Source organism: Ramlibacter sp. JJN2-2R (genome assembly GCF_057747835.1).
On sequence record NZ_CM173226.1, the window covers coordinates 3,736,848 to 3,754,246 of the forward strand.

General features: G+C 72.8%; 19 protein-coding genes. 10 read left to right on the top strand and 9 right to left on the bottom strand.

Annotated elements, in window-relative coordinates:
• On the bottom strand, positions 1-1,404 hold the full coding sequence (gene glmU, locus AC3ANR_RS18125; protein WP_488289500.1) for a bifunctional UDP-N-acetylglucosamine diphosphorylase/glucosamine-1-phosphate N-acetyltransferase GlmU: 1,404 nt from the start codon (positions 1,402-1,404) through the stop codon (positions 1-3).
• Here glmU and AC3ANR_RS18130 point away from each other — a divergent pair.
• Both AC3ANR_RS18130 and AC3ANR_RS18135 read left to right on the top strand, forming a co-directional pair.
• Positions 1,403-2,296, top strand: coding sequence for a DUF6279 family lipoprotein (locus tag AC3ANR_RS18130; protein WP_488289501.1), 894 nt, complete (start codon positions 1,403-1,405; stop codon positions 2,294-2,296). The genes glmU and AC3ANR_RS18130 overlap by 2 nt on opposite strands.
• Positions 2,293-3,435, top strand: coding sequence for an MFS transporter (locus AC3ANR_RS18135; RefSeq protein WP_488289502.1), 1,143 nt, complete (start codon positions 2,293-2,295; stop codon positions 3,433-3,435). The genes AC3ANR_RS18130 and AC3ANR_RS18135 overlap by 4 nt, the downstream gene beginning before the upstream one ends.
• A 6-nt stretch (positions 3,436-3,441) precedes the next feature.
• Here AC3ANR_RS18135 and AC3ANR_RS18140 read toward each other — a convergent pair whose 3' ends face one another.
• The 3 genes from AC3ANR_RS18140 to AC3ANR_RS18150 form a co-directional block, all read right to left on the bottom strand.
• Positions 3,442-3,789 (bottom strand): hypothetical protein, encoded by a 348-nt coding sequence (locus tag AC3ANR_RS18140; RefSeq protein ID WP_488289503.1) that lies wholly within the window; start codon positions 3,787-3,789, stop codon positions 3,442-3,444.
• Positions 3,790-3,901: 112 nt separating this feature from the next.
• A complete protein-coding gene (locus AC3ANR_RS18145) occupies positions 3,902-4,891 on the bottom strand; it encodes an MBL fold metallo-hydrolase (RefSeq protein WP_488289504.1) in 990 nt (329 codons plus the stop codon).
• Between the two features lie 120 nt (positions 4,892-5,011).
• On the bottom strand, positions 5,012-5,482 hold the full coding sequence (locus AC3ANR_RS18150) for a DUF2917 domain-containing protein (protein WP_488289505.1): 471 nt from the start codon (positions 5,480-5,482) through the stop codon (positions 5,012-5,014).
• A gap of 111 nt (positions 5,483-5,593) precedes the next feature.
• On the opposite strand from AC3ANR_RS18150, the gene AC3ANR_RS18155 reads away from it, so the two are divergent.
• The gene (locus AC3ANR_RS18155) at positions 5,594-6,577 is read left to right on the top strand and encodes a LysR substrate-binding domain-containing protein (RefSeq protein ID WP_488289506.1); all 984 of its coding nucleotides are present in this window, start codon (positions 5,594-5,596) and stop codon (positions 6,575-6,577) included.
• Positions 6,578-6,661: 84 nt separating this feature from the next.
• Positions 6,662-7,141, top strand: coding sequence for a cupin domain-containing protein (locus AC3ANR_RS18160; RefSeq protein ID WP_488289507.1), 480 nt, complete (start codon positions 6,662-6,664; stop codon positions 7,139-7,141).
• A gap of 7 nt (positions 7,142-7,148) precedes the next feature.
• Here the strand turns inward: AC3ANR_RS18160 and AC3ANR_RS18165 are convergent, their stop codons facing one another.
• A complete protein-coding gene (locus tag AC3ANR_RS18165) occupies positions 7,149-7,736 on the bottom strand; it encodes a 5-formyltetrahydrofolate cyclo-ligase (protein WP_488289508.1) in 588 nt (195 codons plus the stop codon).
• A gap of 10 nt (positions 7,737-7,746) precedes the next feature.
• Here AC3ANR_RS18165 and AC3ANR_RS18170 point away from each other — a divergent pair, with 10 nt between their 5' ends.
• The 3 genes from AC3ANR_RS18170 to AC3ANR_RS18180 all read left to right on the top strand — a co-directional run bounded on the left by AC3ANR_RS18170 (position 7,747) and on the right by AC3ANR_RS18180 (position 11,773).
• A complete protein-coding gene (locus tag AC3ANR_RS18170) occupies positions 7,747-9,741 on the top strand; it encodes a lytic transglycosylase domain-containing protein (protein WP_488289509.1) in 1,995 nt (664 codons plus the stop codon).
• Between the two features lie 79 nt (positions 9,742-9,820).
• Positions 9,821-10,504: a glutathione S-transferase family protein gene (locus AC3ANR_RS18175; RefSeq protein ID WP_488289510.1), complete on the top strand. Its 684-nt coding sequence runs from the start codon at positions 9,821-9,823 to the stop codon at positions 10,502-10,504.
• Positions 10,505-10,543: 39 nt separating this feature from the next.
• Entirely contained in the window at positions 10,544-11,773 is a 1,230-nt protein-coding gene (locus tag AC3ANR_RS18180) for a multifunctional CCA addition/repair protein (protein ID WP_488289511.1), read from the top strand.
• Positions 11,774-11,792: 19 nt separating this feature from the next.
• Here the strand turns inward: AC3ANR_RS18180 and AC3ANR_RS18185 are convergent, their stop codons facing one another.
• The 3 genes from AC3ANR_RS18185 to AC3ANR_RS18195 are packed head-to-tail and all read right to left on the bottom strand — an operon-like array spanning position 11,793 to position 14,039.
• Positions 11,793-12,716, bottom strand: coding sequence for an ROK family protein (locus tag AC3ANR_RS18185; protein WP_488289512.1), 924 nt, complete (start codon positions 12,714-12,716; stop codon positions 11,793-11,795).
• A complete protein-coding gene (locus AC3ANR_RS18190; RefSeq protein WP_488289513.1) occupies positions 12,713-12,907 on the bottom strand; it encodes a DUF2905 family protein in 195 nt (64 codons plus the stop codon). Before AC3ANR_RS18190 ends, AC3ANR_RS18185 begins: the two co-directional genes overlap by 4 nt.
• Before the next feature lie 37 nt (positions 12,908-12,944).
• Positions 12,945-14,039, bottom strand: a complete 1,095-nt coding sequence (locus tag AC3ANR_RS18195) for a class I SAM-dependent methyltransferase (protein ID WP_488289514.1) — start codon at positions 14,037-14,039, stop codon at positions 12,945-12,947.
• Between the two features lie 13 nt (positions 14,040-14,052).
• Here AC3ANR_RS18195 and AC3ANR_RS18200 point away from each other — a divergent pair, with 13 nt between their 5' ends.
• From AC3ANR_RS18200 to AC3ANR_RS18210, 3 genes are all read left to right on the top strand, one after another.
• Positions 14,053-14,826 (top strand): SDR family oxidoreductase, encoded by a 774-nt coding sequence (locus AC3ANR_RS18200; RefSeq protein WP_488289515.1) that lies wholly within the window; start codon positions 14,053-14,055, stop codon positions 14,824-14,826.
• Positions 14,827-14,845: 19 nt separating this feature from the next.
• Positions 14,846-15,214 (top strand): dihydroneopterin aldolase, encoded by a 369-nt coding sequence (locus AC3ANR_RS18205; RefSeq protein WP_488289516.1) that lies wholly within the window; start codon positions 14,846-14,848, stop codon positions 15,212-15,214.
• Positions 15,215-15,357: 143 nt separating this feature from the next.
• On the top strand, positions 15,358-15,966 hold the full coding sequence (locus AC3ANR_RS18210; protein WP_488289517.1) for a DUF4136 domain-containing protein: 609 nt from the start codon (positions 15,358-15,360) through the stop codon (positions 15,964-15,966).
• On the opposite strand, the gene AC3ANR_RS18215 is transcribed toward AC3ANR_RS18210, so the two are convergent.
• Positions 15,950-17,359 carry an MFS transporter gene (locus AC3ANR_RS18215; RefSeq protein WP_488289518.1) on the bottom strand — a complete coding sequence of 470 codons (1,410 nt, stop codon included), beginning with the start codon at positions 17,357-17,359 and terminating at the stop codon, positions 15,950-15,952. The two genes, AC3ANR_RS18210 and AC3ANR_RS18215, sit on opposite strands and share 17 nt — an antisense overlap.
• Between the last annotated feature and the right edge of the window lie 40 nt (positions 17,360-17,399).

A 17,399-nucleotide genomic window follows, 5' to 3' on the forward strand; every position in this document is an offset into this window, starting at 1 on the left:
TCACTGCTTGGCCGGCTTGACCGGGCGCTTCCAGCCGGCGATGCTGACCTGCTTGCCCCGCGCGACCGACAGCACGCCGGGCTCGGTGTCCCGGGTGATGGTCGAGCCGCCGCCGATGGTGCCGCCGCGGCCGATGCGCACCGGCGCCACCAGCACGCAGTTGCTGCCCACGTGGACGTCGTCCTCGATCACCGTCAGGTGCTTCTTGGCGCCGTCGTAGTTGGCGGTGATGGAGCCGGCCCCGTAGTTGACCCGCTCGCCCACCTGCGCGTCGCCCAGGTAGGCCAGGTGGTTGGCCTTCGAGCCGCGCGCCAGGCTGGCGTTCTTGACCTCGACGAAGTTGCCGATGTGCACCTCGGGGCCGAGGTCGGCGCCCGGGCGCAGCCGCGCGAACGGCCCGATCTCGGCGCCTTCGCCGATGCGCACGCCGGCGCGCTCGCCCTGGATGTGGGTGAACGCCTGGATCTGGGCGTCCGCGGCGATGGTCGCGTTGGCGATCACGCAGTTCGGGCCGATGCGCACGCCGTCGCCCAGCACCACGCAGCCTTCGAACACGCAGCCGACGTCGATCTCGACGTCCTGGCCGCACTCGAGCGTGCCGCGCACGTCCAGCCGCGCCGGATCGGCCAGGCGCACGCCCTGCTCCATGAGCCGGTCCGCCACGTGCGACTGGTAGGCCCGCTCGAGCTGGGCCAGCTGCACGGGGCTGTTGACGCCCTCGACCTGCAGCCGGTCGTCGCAATCGACGGCGACCACCGGCTCGCCGTCCTCCACCGCGTGGCGCACGATGTCGGTGAGGTAGTACTCGCTCTGGGCGTTGTCGTTGGTCAGCCGCGCCAGCCAGCGCTTGAGCAGCGCGTTGGGCACCGCCATGAAGCCGGTGTAGACCTCGCGGATGGCGCGCTGCGCCTCGGTCGCGTCCTTGTGCTCGACGATGGCGGTGACGCGCTCGCCCTGCCGCACGATGCGGCCGTAGCCCGTGGGATCGGGCAGCTCCACGCCCAGCAGCGCGAGCCGGGTGCCGCCGCAGGCCCGCAGCAGCGACTGCAGCGTGTCCGGGGAGATCAGCGGCACGTCGCCGTTCAGGATGAGCGCCACGCCGTCGTCGGGCAGGTGCGGCACGGCCTGCTGCACGGCGTGGCCGGTGCCCAGCTGCGGCTCCTGCCGCACGAAGGCGACGGGCGTGCCCTCGCGCACGGCGGCCAGGTCCCGGACCGCCGCCTCGACCGCTTCGGCGCCATGGCCGGTGACCACGACCATGCGACGCGGGGCCAGCGCGGCCGCGCTGGCGACCACATGGTCGATCAACGCACGGCCGGCCAATCGATGCAACACTTTGGGCCGCCTGCTTTTCATGCGCGTGCCCTTGCCGGCGGCCATGATGACCACGTCTACTGCTGTCATGTCGTTTCCTTCGATTCGCTTCAATGCTGCGCCGCTGCTGGCGAGGATTATCGGGCTGCTCAGTCTCACGGTGGCGCTCGCGGGCTGCAGCGCCATCAAGCTCGGCTACAACACGCTGCCCGAAGTCGCCTACTGGTGGATCGACGGCTACGTCGATTTCGACGATGCGCAGCGGCAGCCCGTGCGCGAGGACCTGGCGCGCATCCACGCCTGGCACCGCGGCGAGGAACTGCCCCGGTACGTGCAGCTGCTGCAGCGGATCGAGCAGCTGGCGGCCGCCGACTTCACGCCCGAGCAGGCCTGCGCGCTGGAGCCGGCGTTGCGCGAGCGCGTGGCGGCCCTGCTGACGCGCATCGAGCCGGCAGTGACCGCCCATGCCTTGTCGCTCCGGCCCGCGCAGCTGGAGCACCTGGAGCGCAAGTACGCGCAGAAGAACGGCGACTACCAGAAGGAATGGGTGCGCCTGTCGCCGGCCGAATTGCTCGACAAGCGCACGCAGGCGATGGTGGAGCGCGCCGAGACGGTGTACGGCACGCTCACCGAGGCGCAGGCGACGCAGCTGCGCCGCCAGCTGCAGGCCTCGGCCTTCCGGCCGGCGACCGTGCTCGCCGAGCGCCGGCGCCGCCAGCAGGACACGCTGGGCGTGCTGCGCCAACTCGGGGGGCAGGCCATCACCATTGCCGACGCCCGGACCGCGGTCCACGGCCTGCTCGGGCGCTTCCTCGCCTCGCCCGACCCGGCATACCGTGCCTACCTGGAGACCCAGCGCAACGAGACCTGCCGGATGGTCGCGACGCTGCATGCGAGCGCCAGCGCCTCCCAGCGCGAGCATGCCGTGCGGCGGCTGCGCGCCTGGCAGCGCGACTTCGGCGAACTCGCGCGGCCCGAATGACCGGCGCCGCTCGCGACGACGCCATGGGCGTGGTGTGGCGGTTCGCGTTCACCACCACGCTGATCGTGCTGGCCGCCGCGATGGCGGCACCGGTGCTCGCGGTCAGCCTGCAGCAGGCCGGCGCCAGCACCTCCGCAGTCGGGTTGTTCGCCATGCTGCCCTTCCTCATGGTCGGCCTGCTGATCCCGATCGTGCCGCGGGTGCTGGCGCGCTGGGGCGTCGTGCGCACGTACCGCGCCGGCTGCCTGCTGCAGCTGGCCGGCGTCCTGCTGTACGCGCTGGCGGACCCGTGGCTCGCCTGGGCCGTGGGCTCGCTGGTGAGCGGCGTGGGGGCGGCGGCGCTGTGGAACGCCACCGAGGCGCTGCTCGCGCGGCAGGCCCCGCCCGACCAGCGCGGCCGGGTGATGGGCCTGTACCAGACCGCGCTCGGCGCGGCGCTGGCGCTCGGGCCGTTCGTGCCGGCCCTGCTCGGCTGGGGCGCCCGGCCCGTGCTGTGGGCGTCGGTGGCCCTGGTCGCCTGTTGCTGCGCGGTGGCCCTGGCGATCCCGAGTCGTTCGGCGCTCGAGCCGCCGCCGGGCCAGGCCGGCACGTGGGAGGCGCTGCGCACCGTGCCGTTGCTGGCGCTCATCGCGTTCAGTGGCGGCGTGTTCGAGGCGGGCCTCGGGTCGGTGAGCGCCGCCAACGCGTCGGCCAGCGGCCTTAGCCTGAGCCAGGCAGCCAGCGTGGCGGGCGCCATCGGCGTGGGCAGCTTCCTGTGCCAGCTGCCGGCCGGCCTGGCGGCCGACCGCTTCGCGCTGCGCCGGGTCTTCACGGGGGCGGCGCTGCTGCTGCTCGCGGCGAGCATCGCGTTCGGCTTCGCCGCGCAGGCCGCGTGGCTGCTGTGGATCGCGGGCGTGGTGTGGGGTGGGGTCGGCGGCGCGCTCTACACGTTGACGATGGTGGAGGTGGCGCACGTCTTCGCCGGCCGCGCAACCGCCGGCGGCGCCGCCGCGATGATCACCGGCTACACGGTGGGCGCCACCGCCGGCCCGGTGGCCAGCGGGGCGGCGCTGCAGTTCGGCGGCACCATCGGGATGGCCGCCCTGCTGGCGGCGCTGGCGTGCGGCACGCTGGTGGCCGCGCGCAGCGTGCCGGACTGACGGCCGTCAGTCCTCGCCGCGCGCGTGCGACTTGCCTTCCTTTTCGGCCTGCTCCAGGTCGCGCGCCTCCTGTTCGGAGCGCGGCCTGGCCTTTTCGGCGTCGGACTTGACGTCCGCCTTGTCCATGTAGCGGCCGATGCGCTGCTGGTAGTCGCGGGTGGCCTCGTAGCTGCCCTCGCCCATCTGCTGCTGCGGCTTGTCGCCCGCGCCCTTGGGCTCGCCGGAGCCCTTGGGCTGGTCGTCCGAGCCCTGCGGCTTGGCGCCCGAGCCAGGCTGCTGCGGCTGGAACTCGTTCGAGCCGGCCATCTGCTGCATCCGGGCGATGCGGTCGCCGGGGCGTTGCTGTTGCTGCATGTCGCGTCTCCTTGGAGGAGCGGGCAGCTTAGGCAACGCGACGGCAACGCGCTGTCGGCGCCGGCCGCGACGGCCGCGTCAGCGCCGTCCGACAGCGGCCGGCCCCAGGGGGTCAGGACTGCAGCGCGGCCCACATCTCCTTGTCGCGCTCGGCCGTCCAGATGCGCGGGTTCTTGATGCCGCGCGCCTCGTCGTACGCGCGGCTGACGTCGAACGGCAGGCAGTGCTCGTAGATGAACACGTGGCCGAACACCGGATCCATGCTCTTGCGCACGTGCGCCATGGCCGCCTTCAGGTCCATGTTGGCCGCCGCGGCTTCCTTGCCGGCCGCGAACAGCGTCTCGACCCAGCGCTTGGTGTAGTCCAGGGCCTTGTTGACCTGCGCATTGCCGCGCATCGCCTCGCCGCGCCCGGGCACCAGCGCCTCGGCGCCCAGCGCGCGCAGCGCCTCCAGCGTCGCCGGCCACTCCTCCAGCTGGGCGTCGCCGGTGTAAACGCCGGCCTCGTACTCGACCAGGTCGCCCGAGAACAGCACCTTCTCCGCTTCCACCCAGGCGATGGTGTCGCCGCGCGTGTGGCCCGGGCCCGGATGCCAGACCTGCACCGTCACCCCGCCCAGGTCGAGCGTGAGCTTGCCGGGCACCTCGCCCTTGGCCGGGTTGCCGCCGCCGATCACCATCGTCGGCCACGTGAGCCCCGGCACGCTCTCGGCGTTGCGGAACAGTCGCGGGAAGCGCTCCATCTCGGACTGCATGTCCTGCTGGCCGCGCTCGACGATCAGCTCGTAGGTGCCCTGGCTGGCGATGATCTCGGTGGCGCCTTCGGCGGCATAGGCGCTGGCGCCGAGCACGCGCACCGCGTGGTAGTGCGTGAGCAGCACGTACTTGATCGGCTTGTCGCTCACGGTGCGGATGCGCGCGATCAGGTCGCGCGCCATCGCCGGGGTGGCGGTCGCGTCGCTGACCATGATGAACTTGTCGCCGATGATGACGCCCGAGTTCGGGTCGCCCTCGGCCGTGTAGGCCCAGCAATGCGGCGACAGCTGCTCGAAGGTGATCTTCTTGTCGGCCAGGTCGGCCTGGCTCGCGAAGGCTTTGGTCACGGGGTGCTCTCCTGGCGCCGCCACGGCGCCACTGGGACCAATTTTACGATGCGTAATGCGTTACGCATTGTTGAACTGGCCCGCGGCGCCGGACGGGGCGAGCGCCCCCTCCCGCGTCGGTCAGGCGGGCAGGCCGCCGCCCGCGCCGGGCATGCGGCGCGGCAGCGAGGCGATGCCCACCGCCACCAGCGCCACCACCAGGCGCGCCGCCGCGGCGCCGGCCAGGGCGGTGGCGCTGCGCAGTTCGCGCCACGGCTGCAGCACGCACTCCCAGCAGGCGGGCACGGGCTGCGGCGCCGGCGCGAGGTCCCAGCCGAAATAGGCCGGCTCGTCGCGCTGCGTCGACTCGATGACGATGCGCCGGCCCGCCCGCACGCGCAGCGATTCGCCGGCGTCCACCAGCAGGTCGCCGCCCGCGGGCCCGGCCGGCCCGTGCGGCCCGTCGAAGGTCGCCCACAGGCGGCCCTGGGCGACGCGCAGGACCCCGTCCTCGCGCGGGCGCAGCGTCAGCGCGCGGCCCGGCTCGAGCTTCCACGTGCCCGGCGGGCGGGGCGTGGATTGATGCGATTGGCGCAGCGCGAGCGTTTCCATGGCGTTTCTCCTGGCAGGTCTGTTCGGGGATGAATCTTCGTGCGGGCACGGTTGGCAGTCCAATGAAAAGCAGCTAGGCTATTCATTCCAGACACGCATCAATCCGCGCCCATGCTGCATTCCCAGACCCACCTGCGCACCCGACCGGTCTCGGCCGGCTACCTGCGCGCCTTCGAGGCGGTCGCCCGGCACCTGAACTTCCGCGCCGCCTCGGAGGAGATGGCCCTGACGCAGTCGGCCGTCAGCCGCCAGATCCAGGCGCTGGAGGACGAGGTGGGCGTGAGCCTGTTCCTGCGGCACACGCGGGCGGTGGAGCTGACCAGCGCGGGCGCGGTGCTGCTGCAGGCCGTGACCGGGGCGCTGCCACGGGTCGATGCCGCCGTGCGGCAGATCCGCCAGAGCGCGGGCCGCAAGACGGTGTCGGTCACCACGTTCGCCTCGTTCGCCTCGATGTGGCTGATCCCGCGGCTGGAGCAGTTCCAGCGCGACAACCCGGAGATCGACATCCGCATCGACGCCACCGACACCTCGCTCGACCTCGAGGTGGCCGACGTCGACCTGGCGCTTCGCTACGGGCCGGCGGCCAACATGCCGCCCAAGTCCATCCGCCTGTTCGGCGAGCAGCTCACCGCGGTGGCCAGCCCCTGGCTGCTCAAGGGCAGCGCGCCGGTGCGCAAGCCCGCGGACCTGGCGCAGTTCGCACTGATCGAGGCCGGCGACGCGCATCGCTCGCACCTGGAGTGGCTGACCTGGCGGCGCTGGTTCGACGAGCAGCAGCTCACCCGGCTGCAGCCCAAGCGCTGGCTGTACTTCAACTACGCCTACCAGATGGTGCAGGCCGCCCTGACCGGCCAGGGCGTCGTGCTGGCGCGCCTGCCGATGGTGGCCGAGAGCCTGTCCAACGGCGACCTGGTGGAACCGCTGCCCAAGCTGCGGATGGATTCGCCCATGGCCTACTGGCTCATCATGGTGCCGCGCAGCGTGCACCGGCCCGAGATCCGGGCCTTCTGCGACTGGCTGCTCGCGCAGGGGCAGGCCACCCGGCAGGCGATCGGCGAAGTGCCCGACCCGGACACCATCGACCACATCGATTGAAGCGGGGGCGTCGCCGTCCTACAGCGCGGCCGGCCGCCCAACAGCAGAATCGGCGCTCGTTTTCCGCGAGCCATCGAACACCTCATGCACCCGCCAGGCCTCGGCCCGACCGCAGCGCGCCCGGATGACTTCCGGCCCGCCCCGATCCGTCCCGACTGGGTGATCTCCGGCCAGCCCCAGGCGCGCGCCGTCGAGCTCGTGCGTTCGCCCGACGGCACCTGCACCTCGGCCCACTGGGACTGCACCGCCGGCACGTTCCACTGGTACTTCTGGGTGGAGGAGACGGTGCACATCCTGGAAGGCGAGGTGCTGGTGCGCGACGCGGCCGGCCGGCACACGCTGCTGCGCGCCGGCGACGTGGCCGTGATGCCCGCCAACACCTGGATGGTCTGGCACGTGGAGCGCTACGTGCGCAAGCTGGCGTTCTGCCGCTACCCGGTGCCCAGGCTGTTCCGGCGGCTGGTCCGCATGCTGCAGGAGTGGCGCACCAGGCACGGCCTGCGCCGCCAGCCCGCCGCGCCCCCGCTGCGGCGCCGTGGCGGCACCGCCACCATGCCGACCTGAGGGCGGCTCAGCCGACCGGCCAGACCACGCCGTTGTCGTTCAGGATCGCGTCCAGCGGCACGTCGTGCGCTTCGGGCTCGAGGTCGGGCACGAAGCCGCAGGTGAATCCCAGTCCCACGGTGTACGGGCGCGGCTGCAGCTTGGCGAGCGTGCGGTCGTAGAAGCCGCCGCCGTAGCCCAGCCGGAAGCCGCCCGGCCCGTAGCCCACGCAGGGCACGAACAGCAGGGTCGGCTCGATGACCTCGGTGTCCTTGGGCTTGGGAATGCCGTACGCATCCTCTTCCATGGGGCAGCCCGGGAACCAGGCGTGGAACTTCAGGGTCTTGTGCAGCTTGTCCACCACCGGCAGGCCAATGCGGCGCAGCTGCGGCTCGTCCAGCAGCTCACCGTCCTCCTTCCAGCGGTGCAGCGCCGGCAGCGGATCGAATTCGCCCTTGATGGGCCAGTAGGCGCCGATCACGGTGTCGGGGCGGCCGACCAGCCAGATGCGCATGACCCGCTGCAGCAGGTCGGCGCGCCGCAACCGGTCGGGCAGGTCGAGCCGCTGTGTCACCAGTCGCTTGCGCAGCGCGTGTTTGTCCTCCGGCGTGTCCATAATTCTTCCGATGAAGTCGCGAACGATTCTGACACTGATCCTTGCCGCGTTCGCCGGCGCCGCCCAGGCGCAACAGCCCCCGGCCGACGCCACGATCCTGGAGATGGCCCAGGCCTTCCGCCAGAACAACAAGGCCCGCCTCACGCAGCTGCTGCCGCTCGCGCGCGGCCACGCGCTGGAGCCCTGGGCCGCCTACTGGGAGCTGCGCGCCCGCCTGGACACCGCCACCCCGCAGGAGGTGCGCGACTTCCTGACGAGCTACGCCGGCACGTACCAGGAAGACCGGCTGCGCAACGACTGGTTGCTGCTGCTCGGCCAGCGGCGCGACTGGTCCAGCTTCGCCGACGAGCATCCGCGCTTTCGCATGAACGACGACCCGCAGGTGCGCTGCTACGCCCTGCTGGTCAAGGCGCTCGCCGAAGGCGCGGACACGCCGCCCGAGGTGGCCGACGAGGTCAAGCGGCTGTGGTTCGCGCAGCGCGACCTGGACGACGGCTGCACGCTGGCCGCCAGCCGCCTGATCGCCGATCCGGGCGGGCGGCATCGCATCGGTCCGTCCGATGCCTGGCGCAAGGCGCGACTGGCCATGGAATACAACCGGCCGCGCGCCGTCGCCGCGGCGGTGGAGATGGTGTCGCCCGAGTCGCTGCCGCTGCTGGCCGAGCTGAACGCGAGCCCCTCGAAGTTCCTCAACAGCCGCGTCACCGCCATCCGCCGGGTGCGCCGCGAGCTGGTGGGCCTGGCCCTGATCAAGCTGGCCACCAGCGACCCCGACAATGCCGCCGCCCTGCTGGAGAACAAGTGGGGGCCGCAGCTGGCAGCGGAGGAGCGCAACTGGATCTGGGGCGTGCTGGGCCGCCAGGCCGCGCAGAAGCTGGATCCGCAGGCGCTGGCGTATTTCGCCAGGGTGACCCGCCAGGCCGACCTGAGCGACGAGATGCTGGCCTGGAAGGCCCGCGCGGCGCTGCGCGGCAACGGCGCCCCGCAGTGGCCCCTGGTGCTGGCCACCATCGACGCCATGGGCGAGGCGATGCGCAAGGACCCGGCCTGGCAGTACTGGCGCGCGCGCGCCCTGCTGGCCGCGGGCGGCGAGGCCGATCGCGCCGAGGCGGCCACCGTGCTGCAGTCGATCGCCTCCACGCGGGGGTTCTATGAGCAGCTGGCGCTCGAGGAGCTCGGGCAGAAGATCGCGCCGCCGCCCCGGCCCGCGCCGCTGACGCCCGAGGAGAAGGAGGCCGCGCGCCTGAATCCCAGCCTCAACCGGGGGCTGTACGCGATCGAGCTGGGCCTGCGCGGCGAAGGCGTGCGCGAGTGGAACTACGGCACCAACCTCGCCCGGCCGGGCGGCCTGTCCGACCGCGAACTGCTGGCCGCCGCGCAGTTCGCCTGCGACCGCCAGGTGTGGGACCGCTGCATCAACACCAGCGAGCGCACCAAGGGCGAGATCGACATCGAGCAGCGCTTCCCCACCCCGTACCGCGACGCGCTGCTGCGGCGCACCCAGGACATCGGCATCGACCCGGCGTACGTCTACGGGCTGATCCGGCAGGAAAGCCGCTTCGTCACCGACGCGCGCTCCGGCGTCGGCGCCTCCGGCCTGATGCAGGTCATGCCCGCCACCGCGCGCTGGACCGCGCGCAAGCTGGGCATGGGCAGCTTCTCGCCCGAGTTGCTGTCCGACCGCGACACCAACATCGCCATCGGCACCGGCTACCTGAAACTGGTGCTGGACGACTTCGGCGGCTCGATGCCGCTGGCCGCGGCGGCCTACAACGCCGGCCCGAACCGGCCGCGCGCCTGGCGCAACGGGCCGGTCGTGGACGCGGCGATCTGGGCCGAGAACGTGCCGTTCGGCGAGACGCGCGACTACGTCAAGAAGGTGCTGTCCAACACCACCATGTACGCCGCCCTGCTGACCGGCCAGCCGCAGTCGCTCAAGGCCCGCCTCGGGCTGGTCGGGCCGCGCGACGCCGCGGTGCCCGAGCCGAACCGCGACCTGCCCTGAGGCATCAATGCCGGGCCGATCGGGCATCAATCGCCCGCCGGCCCGGCGCTAGCATCGTGCCTTTTCGCGGGGACACGGGATGCTCAGGCTCTACATCGCCAACAAGAACTATTCGTCCTGGTCGATGCGGCCCTGGGTGCTGCTGCGCCAGGCGGGCATCCCGTTCGAGGAGGTGATGGTGCGCTTCGATGCCATGGACGAGGGCTCGCCGTTCAAGCGCACGCTCGCCGGCATCAGCCCCGTGGGCCAGGTGCCGGTGCTGGTGGACGGCGAGCTGGCGGTGTGGGACACGCTGGCCATCGCCGAGTACGTCGCCGAGCGGTTCCCCGACCGGCAGCTGTGGCCGCGCGAGGTTGCGGCCCGCGCCCGCGCGCGCAGCGTCTGCGCCGAGATGCACGCCGGCTTCGCCGCGCTGCGCACCCATTGCCCGATGAACATCGAGGCGTCGCTGCCGCAGGCGGGTGCCATCCTCTGGCGCGACCAGCCCGCCGTGCGCGCCGACGTGCGGCGCATCACCGAGATGTGGACCGGCCTGCTCGCAGCCCACGGCGGCCCGATGCTGTTCGGCGAGTTCGGCATTGCCGACGCCTTCTTCGCGCCCGTGTGCATGCGCCTGCGCACCTACGCGCTGCCGGTGCCGCCGGCCGTCACGCAGTACGTGGAGCGCGTGTGCGCGCTGCCGGCCGTGCGGGCCTGGATCGACGGCGCGCTGGCCGAGCACGACTTCGTGCCCTTCGACGAGCCGTACCGCGCGGCCCGCTGAGCGCGCCGGGCGGCCGCGGCGCGTGGCTACACTGCCGCCATGCAGACGTACATGGTGGGCGGTGCGGTGCGCGACGCGCTGCTGGGCCGCCCCGTCCACGACCACGACTGGGTCGTCGTCGGCGCCACGCCGGAATCGATGACGCTCGCGGGCTACCTGCCCGTCGGGCGCGACTTCCCGGTCTTCCTGCATCCCGAGACGCGCGAGGAATACGCGCTCGCCCGCACCGAGCGCAAGACCGGGCGCGGCTACCACGGCTTCGCCTTCCACGCCGACCCCGGCGTCACGCTGGAGGAGGACCTGGCGCGGCGCGACCTGACCATCAATGCGATCGCGCAGGACGCCTCGGGCACGCTCATCGATCCCTTCCACGGCCGGCGCGACCTGCGGGACAAGGTGCTGCGCCACGTCACGGACGCCTTCCGCGAGGACCCGGTGCGCATCCTGCGGCTGGCGCGTTTCGCGGCCCGCTTCGCCGACTTCCGCGTGGCCGACGAGACGATGGCGCTGATGCACGGCATGGTCGAGGCCGGCGAGGTCGACGCGCTGGTGCCCGAGCGCGTGTGGCAGGAGCTCGCTCGCGGCCTGATGGAAGACCGGCCCTCGCGCATGTTCGAGGTGCTGCGCGCCTGCGGCGCCCTCGCCCGCCTGCTGCCCGAGGTGGACCGCCTGTGGGGCGTGCCGCAGCGCCCCGAGTACCACCCGGAGGTGGACACCGGCGTGCACCTGATGCTGGTGCTGGACATGAGCGCGCGGCTCGCGGCGCCGCTGCCGGTGCGCTTCGCCTGCCTCACCCACGACCTGGGCAAGGGCACCACGCCGGCGTCGGTGCTGCCCCGGCACATCGGCCACGAGGAGCGCAGCGCGCGGCTGCTCAAGGCGCTGTCGCAGCGCCTGCGCGTGCCCAACGACTGCCACGAGCTCGCCGACGTGGTGGCGCGCGAGCACGGCAACATCCACCGCAGCCAGGAGTTCGGCGCCGCCGCCGTGGTGCGCCTGCTCGAGCGCTGCGACGCCTTCCGCAAGCCGCAGCGGTTCGGCGACATCCTGCTCGCGTGCGAATGCGATGCGCGCGGCCGCCTTGGCCTGGAAGAAAAGCCCTACGGGCAGCGCCAGCGCCTGCTGGGCGCGCTGCAGGCGGCGCAGCGGGTCCACACCGCCGAAGTCGCGGCGGCCGCGCAGGCGCGCGGGCTCACCGGTCCCAAGGTGGGCGAGATGATCCAGGCCGCGCGGGTGGCCGCGGTCGACGCCGTGCTGGCGCCCGCGTGACGCGCCGTGGCCGGCGCCGTCAGGCGACCAGCGCGAGCGCGGCGTAGTCGCCCACGCGCGCGCCCAGCCCCGCGGGCACCAGCTCGCTGCCGCCGGTGAGGGCCGGGAAGTGCGCGTGCAGCTGCGCACTCAGTCGCGGCAGCAGGTAGTCGCGGTTGTTCCAGAACACGCTGCCCCCGAGGCTGATGCGCTGCAGGTCGAGCGTGGCGACCAGGTTGTAGAGCGCCCGCCCGAGCACGCGGCACAGCTCGTCGACCGTCTGCGCGGCCTGCGCGTCGCCCGCCTGCGCCCGCTGCAGCAGCGTGGCCGCGTCGGCGCCGAACCGGCGCTCCACCGCGCTGCCGGCCACCAGCGCCTCGACGTCGCCGATGTTGCCGCAGCCGCACAGCGCGCTGTCGTGGTCGCTCACGAACATGTGGCCGGCATGGCCGGCGTTGCCGTTCTTGCCGCGCAGCACGTGGCCGTCCACGCACAGGCCGGTGCCCACGCCGGTGCTCCAGGTCACGTAGGCGCAGTGGTCCACGCCCTGCAGCGCGCCCCAGCGGCGCTCGGCCTCCAGCGCCGCGACGCAGTCGTTCTCGACCCGCAGCTGCTCGAAGCGGTGCGCGAGCGGCGCTTCCAGCAGCGCCGTGCGCCAGTCGTTGGGCAGGCCCCGCTCCGGCCCGGCCAGGCCGCCGCAGATGTTGGGCGCGGCCAGCTCGATGCGGCCGGCGACCATCACGAACGGCCCGCACGACGACACGCCGGCGGCGCGCACGGTCGCCGGGTCGACGCCTGCCTCGACGCACGCCGCGTCGACCATGCGGATCACCTGCAGCGCGAGCGCGTCGTTGCGGCCGGTCTTGGCCGTCGGCTCGCTGCGGCGCGCGAGCAGGTCGAGCCCGTCGCCACGGTTGAGGCTGACGGCGACCTTGGTGCCGCCGATGTCGATGCAGGCTTTCATACGAACTTGGCGATGAGGCTGGCCAGCAGGCTCAGCAGGATGGTGCTGGTCAGCGGAACGGACCAGTCGCGGCCGAACAGCTTGAAGCGAAGGTCACCCGGCAGGCGGCCGAAACCGAGCTTCTGCAGCGCCGGCGTGAGCCAGCTGATCAGCATCAGCGCGAGGAAGACGACGAAGAACCACCGGATCATCCGGGCAGTGTAGGTGCAGGGGCTGCGCCCGTGGGCTCTACAGCCGCGCGGTGCGGTCGCCCTGCGCGAAGCCCATCGCGTCCCAGTCGCCGCCGGCGGCGAGGCCGACGACCTTGAACAGCTCGCCCATCTCGTGCTCGTTGACCAGCTTCTGCAGCGCCGCGTTCTGGGCCGGCGTGCCGCCCGCGCCGAGCTCCAGCAGGCCGCAGTTGAAGAGGAAGTGGGCCTGGCTGGTGTAGCCGAGCACGGACAGGCCCGCTTCCTGCGCCGCGACCGCGATGCCGGTGAAGTCCACGTGCGCCGTGATGTCCTTGGCGCCGGGGTCGGCGAGCGGGTCGGGATCGGCGAGGTGGCCGCGGTGGCACATCAGGGTGCCCATGTGGCGCTGCGGGTGGTAGTACTCGGCTTCCGGAAAGCCGTAGTCGATGAAGAAGGCCGCCCCCGCCGCCAGCCGGTCGGCCAGCGTGCGGATGAACGCCTGCGCCTGCGGGTGGATCTCGGTCAGGTAGTCGTGCGGGCCGGGCACCTCCAGCGGCGGCCGCAACGCCGTCGGCCGGTCCTCGAACCGCAAGCCCCCCTCGCCGTGCACCACGCCACGCTCGTGCCAGGCGCCGCCCAGGCGGTGCAGCAGCTTGACCGGCATCGCATCGAGCACCTCGTTGCCGACGACCACGCCGCGCAGCTGCGCCGGCAGCTCCGAGGCCCACTGCACCCGGGCGCCGAACCGCGCGAGGTGCTGCTGCTGGCGCTCGCGCAGGCTGCCCGACAGGTCCACGATGGTGTAGCGCTCCACGCGCTCGCCCAGCGCGTCGAGCAGGTCGCCCGCCAGCGCTCCCGAGCCGGCGCCGAACTCCCACACCTCGCGCGTGCCGGTGACCTGCAGCGCCTGCCCGACCTGGCGGGCCAGGGTGCGCCCGAACAGCGGCGTCAGCTCCGGGGCGGTCACGAAGTCGCTGCCCGACTGCGGCAGCGCACCGAACTTGCGCGAGCGGTTGGCGTAATAGCCGAGCCCGGGCGCATAGAGCGCCAGCGCCATGTAGCGGTCGAATGGCAGCCAGCCGCCCGCGCGGTCGATGCTGGCCCGGATGAGCGCCGCGAGGGCGCTCGTTACACTGCCTGTTTCCTTCGTCACCCCCCGATTGTCCGTGAGCGCGTCCCCGTCCGTCCGCACCGTGCTGGTCACCGGCGCCGCCCGCCGCCTCGGGCGCGAGATCGCGCTGGCGCTGGCGGCCGCGGGCTGGCGCGTCGCCGTGCATTTCCGCGGCTCCGCCGAGGAGGCGCGGCAGACCGCCGCCGACTGCGACGCGCTGTCGCCGGGCCTGCGGTGCGCCGCCTTCCAGGCCGACCTCGCCAGCGAGCAGGCAGCGCGCGACCTGGTGCCCCAGGTCGTGGCCGCGTTCGGCCGGCTGGACGCCGTCGTCAACAGCGCCTCGCTGTTCGAGCACGACACTGCGCAGTCCTTCGGCCACGCGAGCCTGCAGGCACACCTCTTACCCAACACCGCGGCGCCGATCCTGCTCGCGCAGGCGCTGCACGGCCATGTGCTGGCGCGCGGCGGCGAGGGCGCGGTCGTGAACCTGCTGGACCAGAAGCTGTGGAACCCCAATCCCGACTTCTTCAGCTACACGCTGTCCAAGGCCGCGCTCGAAGCGGCCACCACGCTGCTGGCGCAGGCCCTGGCGCCGCAGCTGCGCGTGGTCGGCGTCGCGCCCGGACTGACGATCACCAGCCACCTGCTGTCGCAAGAGAAGTTCGAACAGCTGCACAAGCTGTCGCCGCTGGGGCGCTCGTCGACGCCGCAGGACGTGGCCGCGGCGGTGCGGTTCGCGCTGGAGAACCGCTCGATCACCGGCACCACGCTGCTGGTCGACGGCGGCCAGCACCTGATGAAGTTCGACCGCGATTTCTCGCTGATGTGACGCGGGGGAGCAAGCAACGATGAGCAAGGCAGGCACCCGCACCCTCACCCTCACCGGCCTCGAGTTCGACGCCAACCTGGGGATCCTCGACCACGAGAAGACGGCGCCGCAGCCGATCCGCGTCGATGCCGAGCTGAACCTGGGCACGCAGCCGCTGCTGCCGCGCGACGACGACATCCTGCACGTGCTGGACTACCGTAAGGTGCGCCGCATCATCATCGACGAGTGCACGGCCGAGCACGTGAACCTGCTCGAGAGCCTGATCGGCAAGCTGGCTTACCGCCTGATGCAGCTGCCCGGCGTGCTGGGCGTGCGCGTGAAGATCGCCAAGCTGGAGATCTTCGACGACTGCGAGGTCGCGATCCGGGTCGAGACCGGGCAGTGGTGAGCGCAGCCTCGGCCGGAGGAAGGCACGCCGCCTTCGTCCCCAAGGTGCCTGACTGCCGCTGACCGCGCGCTGCCCACCGCAGCGCACGGCGCGCCTTCCTACAGCGCCGCACCGTCGCGCGGCGCGACCATCGGTGCAACACCATGCGCCGGTCCCTCCGTCCCTGCCTCACCGTGGTCCTTCTTGCCGCCGCCTTGGCGGCAGGCTGCGCGACGCCCAGCCGCGAGGTCACGGTGCAGGCCTTTTCGGGGCTGCCCGCCCTGCCGGCCAAGCCGACGTACCGCTTCGAGCGGCTGCCCTCGCAGGTCGGGCAGCCCGCCCAGGACCAGCTCGAGGCGCTCGCCGACGGGCCGCTGTTCCGCGCCGGCCTGCGCCGCGACGACGCCGCGCCGCGTTTCGGGGTGCAGGTGCGCAGCGGCTACGACCAGCTCGCCGCGCCCGGCCCGGGCTGGGGCGTGTCGACGGTGGGCGTGGGCATCGGCGTCGGCGGCCACCACAGCAGCGTCGGCGTGGGCGTGGGCAGCGTGTTTCCGGGGGGCGTCTCGGCCCCACGGACGATGCAGCGTGCGGACGTGTACGTGCGCGAGCTCGCCACCGGCCGCATCGTCTTCGAGTCGCACGCCAGCGGCGACGCCTCGCTCGGCACGCCGGCCCTCATCGAGGCGGCGCTGCAGGGCTTTCCCAACCCGCCGCCCGGCGTGCGCCGTGTGACCTTCGCGCCGCCGGTGCCGCCGCCTACCCCCGCCAGGTGAACAGCGGCGGCGCCACTTCCTCCAACGGCTTGCGTTCGGCATCGACGCCATGCCGCCAGGCCACGGCCGCGGCGGCGATCACCAGCACCGCGCCGACCACGTAGCCGACGAACACCTGCAGCCGGCTGCCGCTGGCCACGAGGGCGCCGAACAGGGCCGGGGCCGCGAAGCCGCCGATCGCGGTGCCCACCGCATAGAAGATGGAGATGGCCACGGCCCGCATCTCGAGCGGGAACACCTCGCTGACCGTCAGGTAGGCCGAACTGGCGGCCGCGGAGGCGAGGAAGAACACCGCCGACCACGCCAGCGTCTGCCCCACCGCGTCCAGCCGCTCGGCCAGGAACCCGGCGCCGGTGGCCAGCAGCAGCACTCCCGACAGCGCATAGGTCGCGGCGATCATGCGCCGCCGTCCCCAGTGGTCGAACAGCGGGCCCAGCACGAGCGGGCCCAGCACGTTGCCGAGCGCGAACGGCAGGATGAACAGGCCCACCCGCGCGGGGTCGACGCCATAGAAGCGCGTGAGCACCAGCGAGTAGGTAAAGAAGATCGCGTTGTAGAAGAAGGCCTGCGAGACCATCAGCGACAGCACCAGCGCGCTGCGGGCACGGTAGCGCCGCACCAGCACGTGCACCACCTCGCGCCAGCTGGGCAGCGTCGCGCGGTGCCTGGCGATGGGCGCGGCGGTGGCGGCCTCGCCGCCGGCTTCCCGCTCGATCGCCGCCACGATGCGTTCGGCCTCTTCCGCCCGCCCGTGCGCGGCCAGCCAGCGCGGACTCTCGGGCACGTGCCTGCGCACCAGCAGGATGGCCAGCGCCAGCACCGCGCCGGCGAGAAAGCCCGCCCGCCAGCCCAGCTGGGGCCCGAGCACCCGCGCGTCCAGCAGCACCAGGCTGAGCAGCGCGCCGAGCGCCGCGCCGATCCAGAAGCTGCCGTTGATGGCCAGGTTGACCCGGCCGCGCACCCGGGCCGGGATCAGCTCGTCGATGGCGGAGTTGATGGCGGCGTACTCGCCGCCGATGCCGATGCCCGTGACGAAGCGGCACAGCGCGAAACTGGTGAAGCCGGTGGAGAACGCGGTGGCCACCGTGGCGCCCATGTAGACCAGCAAGGTCAGCAGGAACAGCCGCTTGCGGCCGACGCGGTCCGCCATCCGGCCGAACACCAGCGCCCCCAGCACGGCGCCGGCCACGTACAGCGAGCCCGCCCAGCCGATCTGGGTGGCCGTCAGCCCCAGCGTGTCGGGCCGCTCCAGCACGCTGCCGACCGAGCCGACGATCGTGACCTCCAGCCCGTCCAGCACCCAGGCCACGCCCAGCGCGAGCACCACCCGCTTGTGCCAGCCCGACCAGGGCAGGCGGTCCAGGCGGGCGGCGACGGAGAGCGATTCGGGCATGCGGCGCATCATCGCCAAAACGGCCCCGCGCGGGTGCGGA